Source organism: Sandarakinorhabdus sp. (assembly GCF_051860625.1).
GTDB lineage: Bacteria > Pseudomonadota > Alphaproteobacteria > Sphingomonadales > Sphingomonadaceae > Sandarakinorhabdus.
The window spans coordinates 116,835-137,182 of the sequence record NZ_JBHYDQ010000003.1; the positions used below are offsets into that span (position 1 = coordinate 116,835).

Below are 20,348 nucleotides of genomic sequence, written 5' to 3' on the forward strand. Positions count from 1 at the left end.
ACCCCTCGCCCTGGGCCGCGTGCGGCGTATTTCGCCCTCTTCCCGGATCAAGTCGGGGGCAGGCCTGGGGAGAGGGGTTCAGTTCACCGGTGGCCGTCTCCGGTAGCTGAGCGCCTCGGCGATATGCACCCGTGTCACGTGCTGCGCGCCGGCCAGGTCGGCGATGGTGCGCGCGACACGCAAGACGCGGGCGTAGCCGCGGGCGGAGAGGCGCAGCGTGTCGGCGGCCTGGGTGAGGAGGCGGGCGCCTTCTGCATCGGGGGCGGCGTGCGTGTTGAGCAGTTCGCCGTCGGCTTCGGCATTGGTGCGGGTGGGGGTGCCGGCGTAGCGGGCGGTTTGGCGGGCACGGGCGGTGGCGACGCGGGCCGCTACGGCGGCGCTGTTTTCGGCTGGCGGCGGCAAGGAGAGATCGGCGGCTGAGAGTGCCGGCACATCGACGTGCAGGTCGATGCGATCGAGCAGTGGCCCGGAGAGTTTGCTCTGATAATCGGCGGCACAGCGCGGTGCGCGGGAACAGGCCTGGGCGGGATCGGAGAGGTAGCCGCAGCGGCAGGGGTTCATCGCGGCGATCAATTGCACGCGCGCCGGGTAGGTGACGTGGGCGGCAGCGCGGGCGACCTGGACCTGGCCGGTTTCCAGCGGCTGTCGCAAGCTGTCGAGCACGCCGCGCTGATACTCGGGCAGCTCATCCAGAAACAGCACACCAAGATGGGCGAGGGACACTTCGCCGGGCTTCGCCTTGGTGCCGCCGCCGACCAGCGCCGCCATCGAAGCGCTGTGGTGCGGGCTGCGGAACGGCCGGCTGCGTTTCAATTTGCCGCCTTCCAGTTGGCCGGCGATGGAGGCGACCATCGAGACTTCCAGCGCCTCGGCGGGCGTCAGGTCGGGCAATATGCCGGCCAGTGCGGCGGCGAGCAGGGATTTGCCTGACCCCGGCGGGCCACTCATCAGCAGATTATGGCCACCGGCCGCAGCGATCTCCACGGCGCGTTTCGGGGTTTCTTGGCCCTTGATGCCGGCCATGTCGGGGCCGCGCCGCGAAATTTCGGCTTCGGCGCGCAACGGCGGGGGCAGGATGATCGTTCCTTTCAGATGATTGATCAGGGACAAGAGATCGGGGGCGGCGAGCACCGCCACTTCGCCGGCCCAGGCGGCTTCGGGCCCTTGCGCGGCGGGGCAGATCAGGCCCTGTTCGTTGGCACCGGCATGCAGCGCGGCGAGCAGCACACCGGGCACGGGCAGGATCGCGCCATCCAGACCGAGCTCACCGACCGCGACATATTCATCGAGCGCATCCTGGGGCAGCACGCCAAGCGCCGCCAGCAGCCCGAGCGCAATCGGCAAATCATAATGCGAACCTTCCTTGGGCAGATCGGCGGGCGACAGATTGACGATCACCCGGCGCGGCGGCAGCGACAGGCCAATGGCGTGCAAGGCGGCGGCGACACGTTCGCGGCTTTCCTTCACTGCCTTGTCGGGCAGGCCCACCGTGACGAAGCTGACCTGGCCGGACGAAATCTGCACCTGCACATCGACGCTGCGCGCTTCGAGCCCCAGAAATGCCACCGTGCCGACATGGGCCACCATCTCCCGCTGCTCCTGCATCTGGGAATAAATCGTGACCCTAATGCAACGCTTAGGAAACTTCGTGAGGCCGTGCAATTGCCGCCTTATCATCGCCACAGCCGGGCCGTAGCGCGATGTATGAGGTGACATGAGTCGGACTGCTTTCCTTGACACGCTGGTGCGTTCGGAACCCTTTCGGGTGTTCCAGATCCTGCTCGGGCTGCTGCTGCTGCCGGTGGCGCTGCTGATTGGCGTCGTGTCGCCGGCGCCGATCGGGATTTTCGTGGCCGGGGCGGGGTTGACGCTGGTGCTGCGCAACTCGCGCTGGGCGCGGCGGCGTTATCTGCTGCACACGCGGCGCCACCCGCGGGTGAGGAAGGCGATGGACCTGGGTCTGATGCGCGGGCGGGCGCGCAAGCGGCGGCGGCTGGCGGCGGCGGCAGCAGCGGCGACGGTTGCTGCTGGGGCGGCCAGTTCATTGACGAAGGCGGCGACTGACCCTACATCCCCGGCAATTCCTCAGGCGTGAGGGGACCCATCTTCGCGCGCACATGACAGGTCAGGATTTCCATGCTCGCTCTGGGCAATATCGCCAAAACCATCTTCGGTTCCAGCAACGAGCGCTATCTGAAATCGCTGCGGCCGTTGGTGAAGCGCATCAATGATCTGGAACCGCAGATCGCCGCGCTGTCCGATGAAGCCCTGGTTGCGCAGACGCCCAAGCTGAAGGCCGAACTGGCCGCCGGCAAGACGCTGGACGACATATTGGTCGAAGCCTTTGCCACGGTGCGCGAAGCATCGAAGCGGGTGCTGGGCATGCGGCATTTCGATGTGCAGATGATCGGCGGCATCGTGCTGCATCGCGGTGAAATCGCCGAAATGCGCACCGGTGAAGGCAAGACGCTGGTGGCGACGCTGGCGGTGTATCTGAACGCGCTGGCCGGCAAGGGCGTGCACGTGATCACCGTGAATGATTATCTCGCCAGCCGCGATGCGCAGTGGATGGGCCAGGTCTATCGCTTTCTGGGCCTGACGGTGGGCGTGATCGTGCCCAATCTGGATGATGCGACCCGGCGCGCGGCCTATGCGGCCGACATCACCTATGGCACCAACAATGAATTCGGTTTCGATTATCTGCGCGACAACATGAAATACAGCCGTGAGCAGATGGTGCAGCGGCCATTCAATTTTGCGGTGGTCGATGAGGTCGACTCCGTGCTGATCGACGAAGCGCGCACCCCGCTGATCATCTCCGGGCCGACCGACGACAAGAGCGCGCTCTACACGTCGGTGAATGCCGTGGTGAAGGAGCTGGAGCGCGAGGATGTCGAGGTTGATGAGAAGCAGAAATCGGTGATCCTGACCGAGGCCGGCACCGAGAAGGTGGAGCGGATGCTGTCCGCCGCCGGGTTGCTGGAAGGCGAAAATCTCTATGATTTCGAAAACACGCAGGTGGTGCATCACCTGAACCAGGCGCTGCGCGCCATCGTGATCTTCCGCCGCGATACCGATTATATCGTGCGCGACGACAAGGTGGTGATCATCGATGAATTCACCGGCCGCATGATGGACGGGCGGCGTTGGTCCGAAGGGCTGCACCAGGCGGTGGAGGCCAAGGAAGGCGTCAAGATCCTGCCGGAAAACCAGACGCTGGCCAGCATCACCTTCCAGAATTATTTCCGCATGTATCCCAAGCTTGGCGGCATGACCGGCACCGCCGCGACCGAAGCAGCGGAATTTTTCGATATCTACAAATTGAACGTGGTGGAAATCCCGACCAACGTGCCCGTGCAGCGCCGCGACGTGGACGATGAATTCTACAAGAGCGGGGAAGACAAGTACAAGGCGATCGTGAAATCGGTGCGCGAGGCGCAATCACGCGGGCAGCCGGTGCTGGTCGGCACCGTGTCGATCGAAAAGAGCGAGATGCTCTCCGATTACCTCAAGAAGGAAGGTGTCGAGCATGTCGTGCTCAACGCCCGCTATCACGAGCAGGAAGCCGTCATCGTCGAACAGGCCGGCCGCATCGGCGCGGTGACCATTGCCACCAACATGGCCGGCCGCGGCACCGACATCAAACTGGGCGGCAACGAAGAAGCCCGCATCGCGCGCGAGCTGGGCGCCATGCCGGCCGGGCCGGAACGCGAAGCAGCCGAAGCGCGTATCAAGACCGAAGTCGCCGAGGAGCGGCTGAAGGTGCTGGCCGCCGGCGGGCTATTCGTGCTGGGCACCGAACGCCACGAAAGCCGCCGCATCGACAACCAGTTGCGCGGCCGTTCCGGGCGGCAGGGCGATCCCGGCCTGTCGCGTTTCTATCTCAGCCTCGATGATGATCTGCTGCGCATCTTCGGCCAGCAGAACATGCTGTCCCGCCTGATGAACTCCGGCCTGGAGGAAGGCGAGGCGATCATCCACCCGTGGATTTCCAAGGCGATCGAAACCGCCCAGAAAAAGGTGGAAGCCCGCAATTACGATATCCGCAAGCAGTTGCTGCAATACGACGACGTGATGAACGACCAGCGCAAGGTGGTTTATGAACAGCGCGCCGACATCATGGATTCGGAAACGGTCGGCGATGTCGTCGTCGATATGCGTCACGAGACGGTGAACGCCATCGTGGCGGCGCGCTGCCCGCTGGGCTCCTACCCCGAACAATGGGATGTGGCGGGGCTGCAGGAAGATGTGGTCGGCACGCTGGGCCTGTCGATCGATGTCGAAGGCTGGGCACGCGAAGAGGGCATCGATCCCGAAACCATCGTCGATCGCCTGATCGAACAAAGCGATGCGATGGTCGCCGCCAAGGCCGCCGAACTGCCCAGCGAAACCTGGGTGAGCATCGAGAAGAGCTTCCTGCTGCAGGCGCTCGATCACCATTGGAAGGAGCATCTGGCAACGCTGGATTCGCTGCGGTCGGTGATCCACCTGCGGGCCTATGCCCAAAAAACGCCGATCAACGAATATAAGCGCGAGGCGTTTGCGCTGTTCGAACGCATGCTCGGCCAGGTGCGCCAGGATGTGACGCGGATGCTGGCGGGCGCGCAGTTCAGCCTGCAGGCGGATGAACCTGCAGAGGCGCTGCCGTCGTTCGTGACAACGGCGGCACCGTCGGCGCCATCGGTGGGCTTCGATGCGTTCGGATCGGCGCTGCCGGCCGGCATGCTGGCCGCGGCGCAAAGTGCCACCGAGATGCTGGATATCGATCCCGAGGATATCGAGGAATGGCACCGATCGGTCAGCCGCAACGCGGAATGCCCGTGCGGGTCTGGCCGCAAGTTCAAGCATTGCCACGGGGCGCTGTAGGCCAGGGTTAGCCTTGCCGGCCTGCCGGCGGACTTGCACTTTTCACTGAACCGCCTTTAGTTCCTTACAGCAATGTAATGGAGCCATCATGCGCCTGGTGTATCTGCTGGCATGTCTGGGGCTGATACTGTCGGTGCCGGTCGCTGCGCAGGTGCAGACCGATGAGCACCTGACCCTCCCCGCCGATGAGCCGTTCGGTGCCTGGGTCAACGGCCTGCCGGTGGCACTGGCCATCACCACTGCGACGATCGATCATGTCATCCTGAACGACCCGGTGGTGCAGCAGGTGCAGTTGGTGGCTGCACCGCGCGACCGGATTGCCAATCTGGTGATCGGCGGTGTGGTGGCGCGCCCCGGCCGTCACGGCAAGGCGCTGGTGGTGCTGGCCGACCGGCTGGCGCGGCAGGAGATATTCTGGTTTCCGGACGCTTCGCCCACGCCGGCCGATGGCAGCATCGGGCCATTTGCCTTGCCGGCAGCAACCGTGACGGTGCGCTGGGGACATGCCGAAACGACGCAATATGCGTGGCCGCTGATGGGCAGCATCGATCGCGCCGCCTATGGCGTTGCGGCTTTGGGTGAGCGCCTGTTCGTGCTGGGCGCCGATGTGCGGATGCGGCGGCCGTTGCCGGTGGTGAGCGCCTCCACCGGCGCCGATCTCGTTGATGTGCTGGGCGGCAGGCTGGTGGGCCCGGTCTGGCAGGAAGAGATCATGCTGGGCATCCGCCGTCCGGTGCGCCGGCTCCAGCTCGATCGGCCGCTGGTGATCGGGCCGCTGTCGTTCGATGCGGTCGCGGTGCGGGTTGGCGGGCCGCGCGACGGCACGATGTGGCTCTCCCCCAGGCAGCAGCCGTTGCCCGATGCGGATGCCGATCCCGCCGAAACCCTGGTGCGCGGGCGCACGGCCGCGCGGCGCGGCGTCGCGCGCATGATCGTACTGTCGCGCAACCATCTCGAAGCGGGCGGATGCGTGGCGCTGACCGTGGCCAAGCGCGCGCAGCGCTTCATCCTGCAATGCAAGGAGCCCGGGCCGGCGGTGGCGGCTGAAGCGAACACAGCGCCGGTGCCGCTGCTGCCGCCGGCGGTGCCGATCAATCGCGCGGTGCCGGGGCCGGTGATGACGGCGGACGGCTGGCTGAACATTGCCGCCGATACCCCGCTTGCGGCCCGCATCTTCGATCAACCATTGACCCTGCTGCCCGACAGCGGCCTGCCGCCGGCCGTGTTCCTGAACGAGGCGACGGTGGCCCGATTGCCCATCGTGCAGGCCGATCTGGCCGGCGAGATCAGGCGGGGTGTGGGCGCCGTGCCGATGATGGCCGTGACCGGCATCGGCACCCATGTCGCCGGACGCACCACCCCGCAAATGCTGGCCTGGGCACCGGGGCCCGGTGCAACCGGTGACAATCTGTTCGATGGCATCATCGATCTGGCGGCGCTGCCCCACCGCCGGGTGCGGGTGCGGTTGCCGTTCTCCGCACAGGCGCCGGTACAGGCGCCAATGCCGTTGGGCCTGCCGATGGTCCTGCCACTCACCCGCCCGGAGCGCTTCAAGGCGGCGGGCGGTGATGTGCGCCTGCCCGATGTCGGCCGCTTCGTGCTGCACGCCCGCCTGCGCGAGGAATTGCCGCTGCCTGTGGCGACGCCGGCACTGGCAGAAAGGCTGGCGGCGCGGCTGGGCGGCCAGTTCGACGGCATGGCCGAGCCGGCGGTGCTGCCGTTCGGCATCCGCACCTGGCTGCGGACGCTGCGGTTGGCGCAGCCGCTGGTGATCGGGCCGCTGCGCTTCGATGCGGTGGCGGTGGAAACGGATGCCATGGGCATGATCCCGAAACCGCCGCGCGGCGCCGATGTGCAGCGGCCTTATCGGGCGCTGGAGCTGTCGCGCCGACAACTGGCCGAGCAGGGCTGCACCAGCCTCGCCATCGACCGGGAGGCGTGGCAGTGGCAGATCGACTGCGCCGGCCCGGCGCCGCCGGCTGCCACAGACCGGCAGCCCGATATCAGTGCTGCGCCACCGCCCCGCTGATTTCGGCCACCTGCAACTCGCCTTCCCGCGTCTGCCCGCCCAGTTCCAGAAAGCGGCGCATGGCGTGGCGGGCAGGGTCGCTGAACAACAGGGTCTGGAACAGCGCGGCTTCGCGTGCGCAGCCCTCGGCGACAGGCGCTTCGGCGCCATCGATGGCCTGCTTGGCCAGGCGCACGGCCTCGGGCGGGAAGCTGGCGATGCGGCGGGCCAGCGTGGCGACATGGGCGTCGATCGCGTCGGCCGGCAGCGCGCGGTTGAGCCAGCCCCAGCGTTCCGCCGTTTCGGCGTCGATATCGATGCCGCCCAGGATGATCTCCATGGCACGGGCGCGGCCAACCAGGCGGGGCAGATTCTGGGTGCCGGTGCCGCCGGGCAAGATGCCGATCGGCACCTCCATCTGGTTGATGATGGTCTTGCCCAGCACGCCGAAACGCATGTCGAAATTCATCGCCAGTTCGGCGCCGCCGCCGCCGACGCGGCCTTCGATCTGGGCAATCGTCACCTTGTCCATGGTGCGAAAGGCGTGGCACATGGCGTGATAGGCGTTGGCTTCTTCCGATGGCGGCTGCGGCGCGTCGGCCATGGCGATCAACGCCGCGACATCGAAATGCGCCAGGAAGAAATCCGGGTCGGCGCTTTTCAGCACGAACACCAGCGCGGCCGGATCGGCCTGCAGTTCGGTGGCCAACTGTGCCAGCTCGCCAAACAGCGTCATGGTGATCAGATTGATCGGCGGGTTGCTGATGGTGGCGGTAACGATCGGGCCATCCTGCTGCACCGCCAGCAGCGTGTAACGGTCATAGGCCATGGTGGTCTCTCCCCTTTTGGCGGCAGGATAGGGCCGGCGCTGCAACAAGGCCAGACCGGGGCTTGCATGCTGCGCCTTCACCATCGATAGTTTCCGATACGTCACGCCGTTGGGGAGGACAGGATGGCCAGCATTGCCACGCGCACCACGCTCGAGATCAGGTCGCTGACACCGGCGATCGGTGCGGAAATCTTTGGCGTCGATCTGGGCGCGCCCGATATTGCCGATCATGTGCCGGCGATCCGGTCGGCGCTGCTGGCGCACAAGGTGATCTTCTTCCGCGATCAACACATCAGCGCCGCCCAGCATATCGCGTTTGCCCGCCATTTCGGCGATCTGGAAATCCACCCGGCCACGCCCAAGGACCAGCCCAATCCCGAAATCCTGCGCATCGCGCACGGGCCGGACAGCCGCGGCAGCGAAAACAACTGGCACAGCGACGTGACCTGGCGGGAACGGCCGTCGCTGGGCTCCATCCTGCGCGCTATCGAGGTGCCGGACGTGGGCGGCGACACGCTGTTTGCCGACATGCATCTGGCCTTCCTGTCCCTCAGCCCGGAAATGCAGCGCATCGCGCGCAGCCTGACCGCGGTGCACGATATCGCCCGGGTGTTTGCCAAGCGGCTGGGCAAGATGCCGGAGGAGCTGCACGCCAAATATCCGCCGCAGCGCCATCCCGTGGTGCGCACCCACCCGGAAACCGGCGCACCGACCCTGTTCGTCAACAACGGCTTCACCAGCCATATCGAGGGCCTGAGCCCGCTGGAAAGCGAGCGGTTGCTGGCGCATTTCTATGCCACCGCGTCCAACCCCGAAATCCAGTGCCGTTTCCGCTGGCGCCCGGGCAGCGTCGCCTTCTGGGACAATCGCGCCACCCAGCATTTCGCCGCCAGCGACTATTACCCCGCTCGCCGCGTGATGGAGCGGGTGACCATTTCGGGCTGCAACCCGTATCACGATCCGGCGCGCGGGTGAACGGGCCCCGCGCCCTGGCACGGATGCAATTGCGCAGATTGCCCCCCAGTTCCGAAATACAGTCGCGGCGCGCTGTATCCCGCATGCAGCAATAATCCGTGTCTTTGGTCGTCCAAAAGGGGCGGGTCGTCACGCCGCAAACATTGTCTGTGCCTAGCTTTCGTTGACTCGGGGTGTAATTCGGGAGACCATATCGGTCCGTCTAGCAGGGGCATGCCATGGCGCCACTTCCAAAACCGATCGGCATCGATGCGACCTTGGTGGATATTGCCGCTGGTATCGGCGAGGCGGCAAGGCTGTTGCCGACATTGTCTCGATCGGAGATCGGCGCGGTCGCGGTGAAGACCGCCAAGGTGCGCATCGAATTCGAAATGGCGCGGGCGTCGGCCAGAACCGGCAGCGATGTCGAATTGGGGCTGCGCACCTTTGGTGTGGGCGCCAGCCAGAGCCGCACGGCATCCACATCCACGAGCCGCAACATCGGCAGCATCGAGCTGGAAATCGTGGCGATTGCCGATGCCGATCCGCCGCCGCCGCCCAAGCCGGTGAAACCGGTAAAGCCGAAGCCTGTTGTGGAGGGGCCGGCGCTCGACACCCCGACCCCAACACCATCCCCGGTCGCGCCGGTGCCGGATTCGCCCGATCCACGGCGCGTGGCGCTGGATCGCGCGCTGGCCATGCTGAAGATGCCGCAAGCGACGGCCGGGCTGACGGCGCGGGTCAAGCGGCTGGTGGCGACCGCGGTCGGCAAGGTGGAGGCAGCGGTGCGGGCCGGTGATCTGGACAAGGCCGCCGAATTGCTGGCGGCGATCCCGGCGCTGCTGCCGGCGAACCATTTTCTGAACAGGCCGGAGCGCTGATCGATGGCCAAGGTGAAGATCAACCTGAAGGATCTGCTCGACGAGCATGTGAAGCCCGTGGCGAGGTCGCTGCCGGGCGGCGAGTTTGCCTACAACGGCCTGATGGGCATTATTGGCGGCGCGCTCGACCGGGATTTCGAGATCACCGTCCCCGATTTGCCGGGGCTGCCGTCGGCGCCCGTCGCTCCTTCAATCACGCCAATCGATCCGGCCCGCGCGCTGAACGATATCGCCAAGGCCATCAAGCAGGCGGAAACGACGCTGCTCGGCGAAAATCTGTCGATCCGCAATGCATCGGTGGATGTGGAATTGACTGTTGCCGTGGCAGGCGCCGCCGGTGCCACGGCCAAATTCAACCTGGAGATTGGACCGGCGCCGAGCGATTGATCGGCATGACCAGCAGCACGACAAACCCAAAGGAGTGGTGACATGGCAGTTTCAGCAGCGGTATCGGTGGGATCCTTTTCGGTGGTGTTGGCGCAGAGCTTTGCCGCTGTCGCTGCATCAAGCCTGGTGCCTGCCACCTTCCTGACCCTGGTGCGCGCCGCCAAGGGCGTCACCACGGGCGGCGGCAGCGCACTGGCCAGCACCGAAACCACCAGCAGCATCAACGACATGCTCGGCTCCGACAAATTGAGCAAGGCCTTGAACGAAGCGGCGAAGGCGGTGACCGACATCGATCTGCTGGTGCCCAAGACGGCCAAGATCACCGCCGATTTCGAATTCGAAGCAACAGACGCCGTCAGTGCGTCCGCCTCGGTGGGTGGGCTCGTGAAGGTCGTTTCGGTCAGCGCCGGCTTTTCGGCGCTCTACACCTCCACGTCGAAAAACAAGATTCACCTCGAAGTCGACTTTGTCTCGGTCAACTATGTGATCGATCCGTGATCTGCGGACCAGGCCTGCCCTGGCATGCTGTGCAACCCGTGCTGCAGCGCCGGCGTTCGCCCGCACAATTGCCCTGTGCGCGCCGCACGGCGAGGCCGAACATGGCGCCGGCGGGCCTCATGATCTTCCAGCAGGGAACGCCAGCATTGCGCCCCCGATGGTTGACCGCAAGGGCGGTAGTCGCTAAAGGCGCGCATCTCTGATTGGCGGCAACGTCGGCCGGGGGATACGACAGACGGCACCGTGCGTGGGTGGCCTTCCGGGTTCGGAAGGCCTTTCGTGCTTATGTGATGGAAACATCAACGGGGCAGGGCTGGAGTAAGCGGACGGCCATGGTGGCGGCCCGCTGAAGCGATAGAAGAGAGACGATGCCAACGATCAACCAGTTGATCCGCAAGGGTCGCACGCCGCAAAAGGCGCGCAACAAGGTGCCGGCCATGGAGGCCAACCCGCAGAAGCGCGGCGTTTGCACCCGCGTTTACACCACCACCCCCAAGAAGCCGAACTCGGCGCTCCGCAAGGTGGCCAAGATCCGTCTGACCAATGGCTTTGAAGTCATCGGCTATATTCCGGGTGAAGGCCACAATCTGCAGGAGCACTCGGTTGTGCTGATTCGCGGCGGCCGCGTGAAGGATCTTCCCGGCGTGCGCTACCACATCGTGCGCGGTGTGCTGGACACGCAAGGCGTGAAGAACCGCAAGCAGAGCCGTTCGAAGTACGGCGCCAAGCGTCCGAAGTAAGGGGGATATAAGATATGTCACGTCGTCGTCGCCCCGAGAAGCGCGTCATCCTGCCGGATCCCAAGTTCGGCGATCAGGTGCTGTCGAAATTCATGAACCTCGTCATGCTGCAGGGCAAGAAATCGGTGGCCGAATCCATCGTCTATTCCGCCCTGGAAGTGATCGAGACCAAGAGCCGCCGCGAGCCGCTGGGTGTGTTCCACGATGCGCTGGCCAATGTGCGCCCGGGCATCGAAGTGCGCAGCCGCCGCGTTGGTGGTGCCACCTATCAGGTGCCGGTTGAAGTCCGTCCGGAACGTGGCCAGGCCCTGGCCATCCGCTGGATCATCTCGGCCGCGCGCAAGCGCAGCGAGCATACGATGGCCGCCCGGCTGTCGTCGGAATTGATGGACGCTGCCGCCAACCGCGGTTCGGCCGTCAAGAAGCGTGAAGACACGCACCGGATGGCGGAAGCCAACCGCGCGTTCAGCCACTACCGCTGGTAATCCAGTTTCGGCCCGGCGCATCCCGCCGGGCCGACCCTATTTTTTCCTAACCCGAGGCCCAGTCCCATGCCCCGCAGTCATCCGCTCGAGCGTTATCGCAATATCGGCATCATGGCCCACATCGATGCCGGCAAGACGACCACGACGGAGCGTATCCTCTATTACACCGGCAAGTCCTACAAGATCGGCGAAGTGCATGAAGGCACCGCGACGATGGATTGGATGGAGCAGGAGCAGGAGCGCGGCATCACCATCACGTCGGCAGCCACCACCTGCCAATGGCGTGCGGATGACGGCAAGGGCGAAGAGCATCGCATCAACATCATCGATACCCCCGGCCACGTCGATTTCACCATCGAAGTGGAACGCAGCTTGCGTGTGCTCGATGGCGCCGTGGCCTGTTTCGATGGCGTCGCCGGCGTGGAGCCGCAATCCGAAACCGTGTGGCGCCAGGCGGACAAGTATCGCGTGCCGCGCATGTGCTTCGTCAACAAGCTGGATCGCACCGGCGCGAACTTCAATCGCTGCGTGGAGATGATCAAGGATCGTCTGGGCGCGCGCCCGGCGGTGCTGTATCTGCCGATCGGGCTGGAAAGCGATTTCATCGGACTCGTCGATCTGGTGCAGAATCGCGCCATCGTCTGGCTGGAAGAATCGCTCGGCGCCAAGTTCGAGTACAAGGAAATTCCGGCTGAAATGGCCGAAGCCGCTGCAGTCGCGCGGTCCGAGCTGATCGAAATGGCCGTCGAGCAGGACGACGACGTGATGACGGCGTATCTGGAAGGCAATGAGCCCGATACGGCGACGCTGAAGCGCCTGATCCGCAAGGGCACGCTGAATTTCGATTTCGTGCCGGTGCTGTGCGGTTCGGCGTTCAAGAACAAGGGCGTGCAGCCGCTGCTCGATGCCGTGGTCGATTATCTGCCGAGCCCGCTCGACATTCCGCCGGTGGAAGGCATCAATCTGAAGGACGTGGCCGAAACCCGCGCTGCTTCGGATGACGAGCCGTTCTCGGCACTGGCGTTCAAGATCATGACCGATCCGTTCGTTGGCACGCTGACCTTTGCGCGCATCTATTCCGGCAAGCTGGAAGCCGCAACGACCGTGCTGAACAGCGTGAAGGACAAGCGCGAGAAGATCGGCCGCATGTTGCTGATGCACGCCAACAACCGCGAAGACATCAAGGAAGCCATGGCCGGCGACATCATCGCGCTGGTCGGCCTGAAGGATGTGACCACCGGTGATACGTTGTGCGCGCCGCTGAAGCCGATCATCCTTGAGCGCATGGAATTCCCTGAGCCGGTGATCGAAGTCGCCGTGGAACCCAAGACCAAGGCCGACCAGGAAAAGATGGGCATCGCGCTCAATCGTCTGGCCCAGGAAGATCCGTCGTTCCGCGTGTCTTCGGACAATGAAAGCGGCCAGACGATCATCAAGGGCATGGGCGAACTGCACCTGGAAATCCTGGTTGATCGCATGAAGCGCGAATTCAAGGTGGAAGCCAATGTCGGCGCGCCGCAGGTGGCGTATCGTGAAAGCCTCGCCCGCAAGGTCGATGTGGACTATACCCACAAGAAGCAGTCGGGTGGTTCGGGCCAGTTCGGGCGCATCAAGTTTACCGTCGAACCCGGTGAGCGTGGTTCGGGCGTATTGTTCGTCGATGAAGTGAAGGGCGGCAACGTTCCGCGTGAATATATTCCGGCCGTGGAAAAGGGCATTCGCGAAGTCGCTTCGTCGGGCCATCTGATCGGTTTCCCGCTGATCGATTTCAAGGCGACGCTGTATGACGGCGCCTATCATGATGTCGATTCGTCGGCGCTGGCGTTCGAAATCACCGGTCGTGGCGGCATGCGTGAAGCTGCCGACAAGGCCGGGATCAAGATCCTGGAGCCAGTGATGAAGGTCGAAGTGGTGACGCCGGAAGATTATCTGGGCGACGTCATCGGCGATCTGAACAGCCGTCGTGGCCAGATCCAGGGCACCGACACCCGCGGCAACGCACAGGTGATCGAGGCCATGGTGCCGCTGGCCAACATGTTCGGTTATGTGAACAACCTGCGGTCCATGTCGCAGGGCCGGGCACAATATTCGATGCAATTCAGCCACTATGACGAGGTGCCGTCGAACGTGGCCGAGGAAATCAAGCTCAAGCTGGCTTGATTTTTCGGGAAAGCCGGCTAGTCACCGCGCCTCTAGGGCGCGCTGATTCGGTCGGTATCCCACGGACACCACCGCCAAGGCGCTTCTCACAGAAACGTCCCGGTATCATTGAACGCCTCACGATGTGAGCAAGGAAGAAGGTTACGGCCATGGGCAAAGCAAAGTTCGAGCGGAACAAGCCGCACTGCAACATCGGGACCATCGGTCACGTCGACCATGGCAAGACCTCGCTGACCGCTGCCATCACCAAGGTGCTGGCTGAAACCGGTGGCGCCACCTTCACGGCCTATGACCAGATCGACAAGGCCCCGGAAGAGCGTGAGCGCGGCATCACCATCTCGACCGCGCACGTCGAGTATGAGACGCTGAACCGCCACTATGCGCACGTCGATTGCCCCGGCCACGCCGATTATGTGAAAAACATGATCACCGGTGCCGCGCAGATGGACGGCGCCATCCTGGTTGTGTCGGCCACCGATGGCCCGATGCCGCAGACCAAGGAGCACATCCTGCTCGCCAAGCAGGTCGGCGTGCCGCAGATGGTCGTGTTCATGAACAAGGTCGATCTGGTGGACGATCCGGAAATCCTGGAACTCGTCGAGCTGGAAATCCGCGAACTTCTGTCCAAGTATGATTTCGACGGCGACAATATTCCGATCATTGCCGGTTCGGCCGTGAAGGCGCTGGATGGCACCAACGAAGAGATCGGCCGCGCTGCCGTGCTCAAGCTGATGGCCGCGGTTGACGAGTGGATCCCGCAGCCGGAGCGTCCGCTGGACAAGCCGTTCCTGATGCCGATCGAAGACGTGTTCTCGATCTCGGGCCGCGGCACCGTGGTGACCGGCCGTGTCGAAACCGGCATCGTCAAGGTTGGCGAAGAACTGGAAATCGTCGGCATCAACGACACCCGCAAGACGGTGTGCACCGGCGTCGAAATGTTCCGCAAGCTGCTCGATCAGGGCCAGGCTGGCGACAACATCGGTGCGCTGCTGCGCGGCGTGGGCCGTGAAGAAGTCGAGCGCGGCCAAGTGCTTTGCAAGCCCGGCTCGATCAAGCCGCACACCGAGTTCACCGCCGAAGTCTATGTGCTGTCGAAGGATGAAGGTGGCCGTCACACGCCGTTCTTCGCCAACTATCGCCCGCAGTTCTACTTCCGCACCACCGATGTCACCGGCACCGTCGAGTTGCCGGAAGGCACCGAAATGGTGATGCCGGGTGACAACGTGCAGCTGAAGGTCAAGCTGATCGCGCCGATCGCCATGGAACAGGGCCTGCGTTTCGCCATTCGCGAAGGCGGCCGTACTGTTGGCGCCGGCGTGGTTGCATCCATCATCAAGTGAGTGTAAAGGCCCGGTTCCCTTGGGAGCCGGGCCTGATTCGTTGACGCACTTACAGAGCGTCAAGCCGGCGAAGGGCCGCAATGGAGTGATCCGGCGCAGCCAGACCTGGGGCAGAGTTTCAAGCGGCCGGTGCAACCCCGACCTTGTGTTCGGGGTTGCACCGGTCCGCTTTTTTTCCATGCCGCAAGGCATGGGCTGACAGACAAGATTGGTAACATGGACGCTCAGAACATCCGCATCCGCCTGAAGGCTTTTGACCACCGTGTGCTCGATTTGGCCACCGGTGAGATTGCCGACACCGCAAAGCGGACCGGTGCTGCCATCCGTGGCCCGATTCCGCTGCCGACGCGTTTCGAGAAGTTCACTGTGAACCGCTCGCCGCACGTCGACAAGAAGAGCCGTGAACAGTTCGAGGTGCGCACCTACAAGCGTCTCCTCGATATTGTTGACCCGACCCCGCAGACGGTGGACGCGCTGATGAAGCTCGATCTTGCCGCAGGTGTGGACGTGGAAATCAAACTCGGCAAGTAACCACCCGACCAAATACGCGGAGCGACTTTGGAAGGGTCACGCCCCTTTCCCGGTGCAAGCCGGGGACCTGGAGACAGGAGTTGGGCCTCTGATGAAAGGAATGGATCATGCGCACTGGCGTGATCGCGAAGAAAATGGGGATGACGCGGATCTTCCGCGATGACGGTCGGCATGTGCCGGTGACTGTCCTCGCCCTCGAGAATAACCAGGTCATCGCGGTGAAGACCGACGAGACCGATGGCTACACCGCCGTGCAGCTTGGCGCCGGCGTGAAGAAGGCCAAGAACACCAGCAAGCCGGAACGCGGCCATTTCGGCAAGGCCGAAGTGGAGCCCAAGGCTAAGGTTGCCGAATTCCGCGTGGCGGATGACGCCGTGCTGGAAACCGGTGCCACCATCAGCGCTGATCACTTCATCCCGGGCCAGCTCGTTGATGTCACCGGCATCACCCAGGGCAAGGGCTTTGCCGGCGTCATGAAGCGCTGGAACTTCGGCGGCTTGCGCGCCACCCACGGTGTGTCGGTGTCCCACCGCTCGCACGGCTCGACTGGCCAACGCCAGGATCCGGGCAAGGTGTTCAAGGGCAAGAAGATGGCCGGCCACATGGGCGCCAAGCAGCGCACCCAGCAAAACTTGGAGATCGTGTCGACCGACGTCGAGCGCGGCCTGCTGTTCGTGATGGGCTCGGTGCCCGGCTCGAAGGGCGGCTGGCTGCTCATCAAGGATGCCGTGAAGGTGCCGCGCAAGGCGGAGGTGCCTTATCCGGCCTCGCTGCGTGTGGTCGCCAACGATGTCGCCAATGATGCCGCTCCGGTCGAGGCTGATGCCGCACCGGTTGCCGCTGACGAAACCACGGAGTCCTGATCATGAAGGTTCAGGTAATGACCCTGACCGCAGCGGAAGCTGGCGAGTTGGAACTGTCGGACGCCGTGTTCGGCAAGGAGCCGCGGCTCGACATCCTGCACCGCGTGGTGACTTGGCAGCTCGAAAAGCGCCGGGGCACTGCCCGCAAGGCGCGTGAGCGCAGCGAAGTGTCGCGCACCGGCAAGAAGCTGGGCAACCAGAAGGGTGGCGGTCGTGCCCGTCACGGCAACCGTGCCGCGCCGCAGTTCATCGGCGGCGGCAAGGCTCATGGCCCGCGCGTGCGTGATTTTGATCCGTCGCTGAACAAGAAGATCCGCCGTCTCGGCCTGGCGACTGCGCTTTCGGTGAAGGCCCAGGAAGGCAAGCTGATCGTCGTTGAAGACCTGAACCTTGGCGAAGCCAAGACCAAGGCCTTCATCGCATCGATGACGGCGCTGGGCATCACGTCCGGCCTGTTCATCGACGGTGCGGCTGTGGACACCGGGTTCGCGCGGGCTTCGGCCAACGTGCCCCACATCGACGTGCTGCCGGCGATCGGCGCCAACGTCTATGACATCCTCAATCACGACACGCTGGTGCTGACCCGCGCTGCCGTTTCGGCACTGGAGGCCCGGGTCAATGGCTAACATCGACATCAAGCATTACGACGTGGTCGTGAAGCCGGTGATCACCGAAAAGTCGACCCTGGTGTCCGAGTATAACCAGGTCGTCTTCCAGGTCGCTCGCGATGCCACCAAGCCGCAAATCAAGGCCGCGATCGAAGCGCTGTATGGCGTGAAGGTGCTGGCCGTGAACACCATGGTTGCCAAGGGCAAGACCAAGCGGTGGCGCGGCCAGGAATATCGCCGGTCGGACGTGAAGAAGGCCGTCGTGACGGTCGCCGATGGCGATCGCATCGATGTGACCACCAGCATCTGAGGGCGGGAACAGAAACATGGCACTCAAGAGCTATAATCCGACCAGCCCGGGCCAACGCGGCCTGATCCTGGTTGACCGTTCGGCACTGTTCAAGGGCCGTCCGCTCAAGACTCTCACCGAAGGTCTGAAGAAGACCGGCGGCCGCAACAACAAGGGCCACGCCACCGCGCGCGGCATTGGTGGCGGTCACAAGCGCCTGTATCGCGTCGTCGATTTCAAGCGCCGCCTGTGGGATGTCGCCGCGACCGTGGAACGGCTGGAGTATGATCCCAATCGTTCGGCCTTCATCGCGCTGGTGAAATATGCCGACAAGGACGGCACTCAGGCCTATATCATCGCGCCGCAGCGCCTGAGCGTTGGCGACAGCGTGATCGCTGGCAAGAAGGTCGACGTGAAGCCGGGCAACGCCATGGAAATCGGCCAGATGCCGGTTGGCACCATCGTCCACAATGTCGAGCTGAAGCCCGGCAAGGGTGGCCAGATGGCCCGCGCCGCTGGCACCTTCGTGCAGGTCGTCGGCCGCGACAAGGGCATGGTGATCATCCGCCTGAACAGCGGTGAGCAGCGTTATGTCCGGTCCGAGTGCATGGCCACGGTTGGCGCGGTGTCGAACCCCGACAACAGCAACACCAATCTCGGCAAGGCTGGCCGCAACCGCTGGCTGGGCTATCGTCCGCTGACCCGCGGTGTGGCCAAGAACCCGGTCGATCACCCGCACGGCGGTGGTGAAGGCCGGACCTCGGGCGGTCGCCATCCGGTGACGCCATGGGGCAAGCCGACCAAGGGCATGAAGACGCGTTCGAACAAGGCGACGGATCACATGATCATCCGCTCGCGCCACGCCAAGAAGAAGAGGTAAGCGCGCATGAGCCGCTCCGTCTGGAAGGGTCCGTTCGTGGACCTGTCATTGCTGAAGAAAGCCGAAACCGCCCAGGCTTCGGGTGTGCGTTCGCCGATCAAGACCTGGTCGCGCCGCTCCACCATCCTGCCGCAGTTCGTCGGACTGACCTTCAGTGTCTATAACGGCCGCAAGCATATTCCGGTCATGGTCAATGAAGACATGGTCGGCATGAAGCTTGGTGAATTCGCGCCGACGCGCTTCTTCCCCGGCCACGCTGCTGACAAGAAGGGCAAGCGCTGATGTCCAAGCCCAAGTCCCCCCGCAAGGTTGGCGACCGCGAGGCGCTGGCCATTGCCACCACCATCCGCGGCTCGGCCTACAAGCTGAACCTGGTTGCCGGCCTGATCCGTGGCCGCAAGGCTGCCGACGCGCTCAACATCCTCACCTTCTCCAGCAAGGCGATGGCAGTTGATGTGCGCAAGGTGCTGGCTTCGGCCGTTGCCAACGCCGAGAACAACCATAATCTCGATGTCGATGCGCTTTATGTAAAAGAAGCCAGCGTCGGCAAGGCGATCACCATGAAGCGTTTCACGCCGCGTGCGCGTGGTCGTGCCGCTTCCATCACCAAGCCGTTCAGCCGTCTGCGCGTTGTCGTGCGCGAGATGGACGAAAGCGGGAGCGCCGAATAATGGGTCACAAGACTTCCCCCATCGGTCTGCGCCTGCAGATCAACCGCACCTGGGACAGCCGCTGGTTCGCCAAGGGCGACGAATATGGCAATCTGCTGCTGGAAGATCTGCGCATCCGCGAGTTCATCCTGAAGCATCACGGCCAGGCCGCCATCTCCAAGGTGGTGATCGAGCGTCCGGCCAAGCTGTGCCGCGTGTCGATCTTTGCTGCACGCCCCGGCGTGATCATCGGCAAGAAGGGCGCTGACATCGAGAAGCTGAAGAAGCAGATCGGCCAGATGACCCGCAGCGACGTCAGCTTGAACATCGTCGAAATCCGCAAGCCGGAAATCGATGCCAAGCTGGTGGCCGCCGGTGTCGCCGATCAGTTGGAGCGCCGCATCGCGTTCCGCCGCGCCATGAAGCGGGCCGTGCAATCGGCGCTGCGTCTGGGCGCCGAGGGCATCCGCATCACCTGCTCGGGTCGTCTTGGCGGCGCCGAAATCGCCCGCACCGAATGGTATCGCGAAGGCCGGGTGCCGTTGCACACGCTGCGCGGCAACGTTGATTATGCCGAGCACCAGGCTCACACCGCCTATGGCGTGTGCGGCGTGAAGGTGTGGATTTTCAAGGGTGAAATCCTTGGCCACGATCCGATGGCCCAGGACCGCCTGATGATGGAAGCCCAGACCTCTGGCGTCCGTCCGGCGCGCTGAGGAGTAGATAGACATGCTGTCACCAAAGCGCACAAAGTTCCGCAAGGCCTTCAAGGGCCGCATCCATGGCACCGCCAAGGGTGGCACGGCGCTGAATTTCGGTGCCTTCGGCCTGAAGGCCATGGAACCGGAACGTATCACTGCCCGCCAGATTGAAGCGGCCCGCCGCGCGATCTCGCGTCACATCAAGCGTCAGGGCCGGTTGTGGATCCGCATTTTCCCCGATCTGCCGGTGTCGTCCAAGCCTGCCGAAGTCCGCATGGGCTCGGGCAAGGGTTCGCCGGAATATTGGGTGGCGCGCGTCAAGCCGGGCCGCATCATGTTCGAACTTGATGGCGTTCCGCACGATGTGGCCGCCGGTGCGTTCGAACGCGCCGCTGCCAAGCTGCCGATCAAGACCAAGATGGTGGTCCGCCTCGGCGAACCCACCACCCAGGATTAAGTGTCATGGCCAACAAGATGTTCAGCGACATGAAGGTCGCTTCCGATGATCAGCTCGCCACCCAGCTCGCCGAGCTGAAGCGCGAGCAGTTCAACCTGCGGTTCCAGGCGGCCACCGGCCAGCTGGAGCGGCCGGGCCGTGTGCGGGAGGTGCGTCGGAGCATCGCTCGTATCAAGACCCTGCAATCGGGCCGCAAGGCCGTGCAGGCAGGAGCATAAGCG

The 20,348-nt window shown here is 64.1% G+C and carries 23 protein-coding genes; 21 read left to right on the forward strand and 2 right to left on the reverse strand.

The window, feature by feature from the left end:
* Positions 1–78: 78 nt before the first annotated feature.
* Positions 79–1,587: a YifB family Mg chelatase-like AAA ATPase gene (locus ACTIEZ_RS04610; RefSeq protein ID WP_439545595.1), complete on the reverse strand. Its 1,509-nt coding sequence runs from the start codon at positions 1,585–1,587 to the stop codon at positions 79–81.
* A 127-nt stretch (positions 1,588–1,714) separates the two neighbouring features.
* Between ACTIEZ_RS04610 and ACTIEZ_RS04615 the strand changes: the two genes are divergently transcribed.
* The 3 genes from ACTIEZ_RS04615 to ACTIEZ_RS04625 all read left to right on the forward strand — a co-directional run bounded on the left by ACTIEZ_RS04615 (position 1,715) and on the right by ACTIEZ_RS04625 (position 6,895).
* The gene (locus ACTIEZ_RS04615; RefSeq protein ID WP_439545480.1) at positions 1,715–2,095 is read left to right on the forward strand and encodes a hypothetical protein; all 381 of its coding nucleotides are present in this window, start codon (positions 1,715–1,717) and stop codon (positions 2,093–2,095) included.
* Positions 2,096–2,136: 41 nt separating this feature from the next.
* A complete protein-coding gene (secA, locus tag ACTIEZ_RS04620) occupies positions 2,137–4,866 on the forward strand; it encodes a preprotein translocase subunit SecA (protein WP_439545481.1) in 2,730 nt (909 codons plus the stop codon).
* 88 nt (positions 4,867–4,954) lie between these two features.
* Positions 4,955–6,895, forward strand: a complete 1,941-nt coding sequence (locus ACTIEZ_RS04625) for a hypothetical protein (protein ID WP_439545482.1) — start codon at positions 4,955–4,957, stop codon at positions 6,893–6,895.
* Here ACTIEZ_RS04625 and ACTIEZ_RS04630 read toward each other — a convergent pair.
* Positions 6,870–7,703: an enoyl-CoA hydratase/isomerase family protein gene (locus ACTIEZ_RS04630; protein WP_439545483.1), complete on the reverse strand. Its 834-nt coding sequence runs from the start codon at positions 7,701–7,703 to the stop codon at positions 6,870–6,872. The two genes, ACTIEZ_RS04625 and ACTIEZ_RS04630, sit on opposite strands and share 26 nt — an antisense overlap.
* Before the next feature lie 123 nt (positions 7,704–7,826).
* Between ACTIEZ_RS04630 and ACTIEZ_RS04635 the strand changes: the two genes are divergently transcribed.
* From ACTIEZ_RS04635 to rpmC, 18 genes are all read left to right on the forward strand, one after another.
* Complete coding sequence (locus ACTIEZ_RS04635) at positions 7,827–8,678, forward strand: TauD/TfdA dioxygenase family protein (protein WP_439545484.1); 852 nt, start codon at positions 7,827–7,829, stop codon at positions 8,676–8,678.
* Between the two features lie 218 nt (positions 8,679–8,896).
* Entirely contained in the window at positions 8,897–9,538 is a 642-nt protein-coding gene (locus ACTIEZ_RS04640; RefSeq protein WP_439545485.1) for a hypothetical protein, read from the forward strand.
* Between the two features lie 3 nt (positions 9,539–9,541).
* Positions 9,542–9,925 (forward strand): hypothetical protein, encoded by a 384-nt coding sequence (locus ACTIEZ_RS04645; protein ID WP_439545486.1) that lies wholly within the window; start codon positions 9,542–9,544, stop codon positions 9,923–9,925.
* Between the two features lie 42 nt (positions 9,926–9,967).
* Positions 9,968–10,423 carry a hypothetical protein gene (locus ACTIEZ_RS04650; RefSeq protein WP_439545487.1) on the forward strand — a complete coding sequence of 152 codons (456 nt, stop codon included), beginning with the start codon at positions 9,968–9,970 and terminating at the stop codon, positions 10,421–10,423.
* A gap of 368 nt (positions 10,424–10,791) precedes the next feature.
* The gene (gene rpsL / locus ACTIEZ_RS04655; RefSeq protein WP_017666954.1) at positions 10,792–11,163 is read left to right on the forward strand and encodes a 30S ribosomal protein S12; all 372 of its coding nucleotides are present in this window, start codon (positions 10,792–10,794) and stop codon (positions 11,161–11,163) included.
* A gap of 14 nt (positions 11,164–11,177) precedes the next feature.
* On the forward strand, positions 11,178–11,648 hold the full coding sequence (gene rpsG / locus ACTIEZ_RS04660; protein ID WP_353199445.1) for a 30S ribosomal protein S7: 471 nt from the start codon (positions 11,178–11,180) through the stop codon (positions 11,646–11,648).
* Positions 11,649–11,714: 66 nt separating this feature from the next.
* Positions 11,715–13,808, forward strand: coding sequence for an elongation factor G (gene fusA / locus ACTIEZ_RS04665; RefSeq protein ID WP_439545488.1), 2,094 nt, complete (start codon positions 11,715–11,717; stop codon positions 13,806–13,808).
* Positions 13,809–13,957: 149 nt separating this feature from the next.
* Positions 13,958–15,148 carry an elongation factor Tu gene (tuf, locus tag ACTIEZ_RS04670; protein WP_439545489.1) on the forward strand — a complete coding sequence of 397 codons (1,191 nt, stop codon included), beginning with the start codon at positions 13,958–13,960 and terminating at the stop codon, positions 15,146–15,148.
* A gap of 216 nt (positions 15,149–15,364) precedes the next feature.
* Positions 15,365–15,679, forward strand: coding sequence for a 30S ribosomal protein S10 (gene rpsJ / locus ACTIEZ_RS04675; RefSeq protein WP_017666958.1), 315 nt, complete (start codon positions 15,365–15,367; stop codon positions 15,677–15,679).
* 107 nt (positions 15,680–15,786) lie between these two features.
* Complete coding sequence (gene rplC / locus ACTIEZ_RS04680; RefSeq protein ID WP_439545490.1) at positions 15,787–16,542, forward strand: 50S ribosomal protein L3; 756 nt, start codon at positions 15,787–15,789, stop codon at positions 16,540–16,542.
* Positions 16,543–16,544: 2 nt separating this feature from the next.
* Positions 16,545–17,168, forward strand: a complete 624-nt coding sequence (gene rplD, locus ACTIEZ_RS04685) for a 50S ribosomal protein L4 (RefSeq protein WP_439545491.1) — start codon at positions 16,545–16,547, stop codon at positions 17,166–17,168.
* Complete coding sequence (locus ACTIEZ_RS04690; protein WP_439545492.1) at positions 17,161–17,460, forward strand: 50S ribosomal protein L23; 300 nt, start codon at positions 17,161–17,163, stop codon at positions 17,458–17,460. Before rplD ends, ACTIEZ_RS04690 begins: the two co-directional genes overlap by 8 nt.
* Before the next feature lie 16 nt (positions 17,461–17,476).
* Positions 17,477–18,319, forward strand: coding sequence for a 50S ribosomal protein L2 (gene rplB / locus ACTIEZ_RS04695; protein WP_439545493.1), 843 nt, complete (start codon positions 17,477–17,479; stop codon positions 18,317–18,319).
* Between the two features lie 6 nt (positions 18,320–18,325).
* The gene (gene rpsS, locus ACTIEZ_RS04700) at positions 18,326–18,601 is read left to right on the forward strand and encodes a 30S ribosomal protein S19 (RefSeq protein ID WP_439545494.1); all 276 of its coding nucleotides are present in this window, start codon (positions 18,326–18,328) and stop codon (positions 18,599–18,601) included.
* Entirely contained in the window at positions 18,601–18,990 is a 390-nt protein-coding gene (rplV, locus tag ACTIEZ_RS04705; protein ID WP_439545495.1) for a 50S ribosomal protein L22, read from the forward strand. Before rpsS ends, rplV begins: the two co-directional genes overlap by 1 nt.
* On the forward strand, positions 18,990–19,685 hold the full coding sequence (rpsC, locus tag ACTIEZ_RS04710) for a 30S ribosomal protein S3 (protein WP_439545496.1): 696 nt from the start codon (positions 18,990–18,992) through the stop codon (positions 19,683–19,685). The genes rplV and rpsC overlap by 1 nt, the downstream gene beginning before the upstream one ends.
* Before the next feature lie 13 nt (positions 19,686–19,698).
* Positions 19,699–20,127, forward strand: a complete 429-nt coding sequence (gene rplP, locus ACTIEZ_RS04715; protein ID WP_439545497.1) for a 50S ribosomal protein L16 — start codon at positions 19,699–19,701, stop codon at positions 20,125–20,127.
* A 5-nt stretch (positions 20,128–20,132) separates the two neighbouring features.
* A complete protein-coding gene (rpmC, locus tag ACTIEZ_RS04720) occupies positions 20,133–20,345 on the forward strand; it encodes a 50S ribosomal protein L29 (RefSeq protein WP_439545498.1) in 213 nt (70 codons plus the stop codon).
* The last annotated feature ends 3 nt before the right edge of the window (positions 20,346–20,348 follow it).

Bases quoted from the DNA above. Each gene is read 5' to 3' on its own strand.
- ACTIEZ_RS04635 (WP_439545484.1), top strand. From the start codon at position 7,827: ATGGCCAGCATTGCCACGCGCACCACGCTCGAGATCAGGTCGCTGACA.
- ACTIEZ_RS04690 (WP_439545492.1), top strand. From the start codon at position 17,161: ATGGCTAACATCGACATCAAGCATTACGACGTGGTCGTGAAGCCGGTG.
- tuf (WP_439545489.1), top strand. From the start codon at position 13,958: ATGGGCAAAGCAAAGTTCGAGCGGAACAAGCCGCACTGCAACATCGGG.
- rpsL (WP_017666954.1), top strand. From the start codon at position 10,792: ATGCCAACGATCAACCAGTTGATCCGCAAGGGTCGCACGCCGCAAAAG.
- fusA (WP_439545488.1), top strand. From the start codon at position 11,715: ATGCCCCGCAGTCATCCGCTCGAGCGTTATCGCAATATCGGCATCATG.
- rpmC (WP_439545498.1), top strand. From the start codon at position 20,133: ATGGCCAACAAGATGTTCAGCGACATGAAGGTCGCTTCCGATGATCAG.
- ACTIEZ_RS04615 (WP_439545480.1), top strand. From the start codon at position 1,715: ATGAGTCGGACTGCTTTCCTTGACACGCTGGTGCGTTCGGAACCCTTT.
- rplV (WP_439545495.1), top strand. From the start codon at position 18,601: ATGTCCAAGCCCAAGTCCCCCCGCAAGGTTGGCGACCGCGAGGCGCTG.
- rplB (WP_439545493.1), top strand. From the start codon at position 17,477: ATGGCACTCAAGAGCTATAATCCGACCAGCCCGGGCCAACGCGGCCTG.
- rplD (WP_439545491.1), top strand. From the start codon at position 16,545: ATGAAGGTTCAGGTAATGACCCTGACCGCAGCGGAAGCTGGCGAGTTG.
- rplC (WP_439545490.1), top strand. From the start codon at position 15,787: ATGCGCACTGGCGTGATCGCGAAGAAAATGGGGATGACGCGGATCTTC.
- ACTIEZ_RS04640 (WP_439545485.1), top strand. From the start codon at position 8,897: ATGGCGCCACTTCCAAAACCGATCGGCATCGATGCGACCTTGGTGGAT.
- rpsS (WP_439545494.1), top strand. From the start codon at position 18,326: ATGAGCCGCTCCGTCTGGAAGGGTCCGTTCGTGGACCTGTCATTGCTG.
- rpsJ (WP_017666958.1), top strand. From the start codon at position 15,365: ATGGACGCTCAGAACATCCGCATCCGCCTGAAGGCTTTTGACCACCGT.
- ACTIEZ_RS04645 (WP_439545486.1), top strand. From the start codon at position 9,542: ATGGCCAAGGTGAAGATCAACCTGAAGGATCTGCTCGACGAGCATGTG.
- ACTIEZ_RS04625 (WP_439545482.1), top strand. From the start codon at position 4,955: ATGCGCCTGGTGTATCTGCTGGCATGTCTGGGGCTGATACTGTCGGTG.
- rplP (WP_439545497.1), top strand. From the start codon at position 19,699: ATGCTGTCACCAAAGCGCACAAAGTTCCGCAAGGCCTTCAAGGGCCGC.
- secA (WP_439545481.1), top strand. From the start codon at position 2,137: ATGCTCGCTCTGGGCAATATCGCCAAAACCATCTTCGGTTCCAGCAAC.
- ACTIEZ_RS04650 (WP_439545487.1), top strand. From the start codon at position 9,968: ATGGCAGTTTCAGCAGCGGTATCGGTGGGATCCTTTTCGGTGGTGTTG.
- rpsC (WP_439545496.1), top strand. From the start codon at position 18,990: ATGGGTCACAAGACTTCCCCCATCGGTCTGCGCCTGCAGATCAACCGC.
- ACTIEZ_RS04610 (WP_439545595.1), bottom strand. From the start codon at position 1,587: ATGGTGGCCCATGTCGGCACGGTGGCATTTCTGGGGCTCGAAGCGCGC.
- rpsG (WP_353199445.1), top strand. From the start codon at position 11,178: ATGTCACGTCGTCGTCGCCCCGAGAAGCGCGTCATCCTGCCGGATCCC.
- ACTIEZ_RS04630 (WP_439545483.1), bottom strand. From the start codon at position 7,703: ATGGCCTATGACCGTTACACGCTGCTGGCGGTGCAGCAGGATGGCCCG.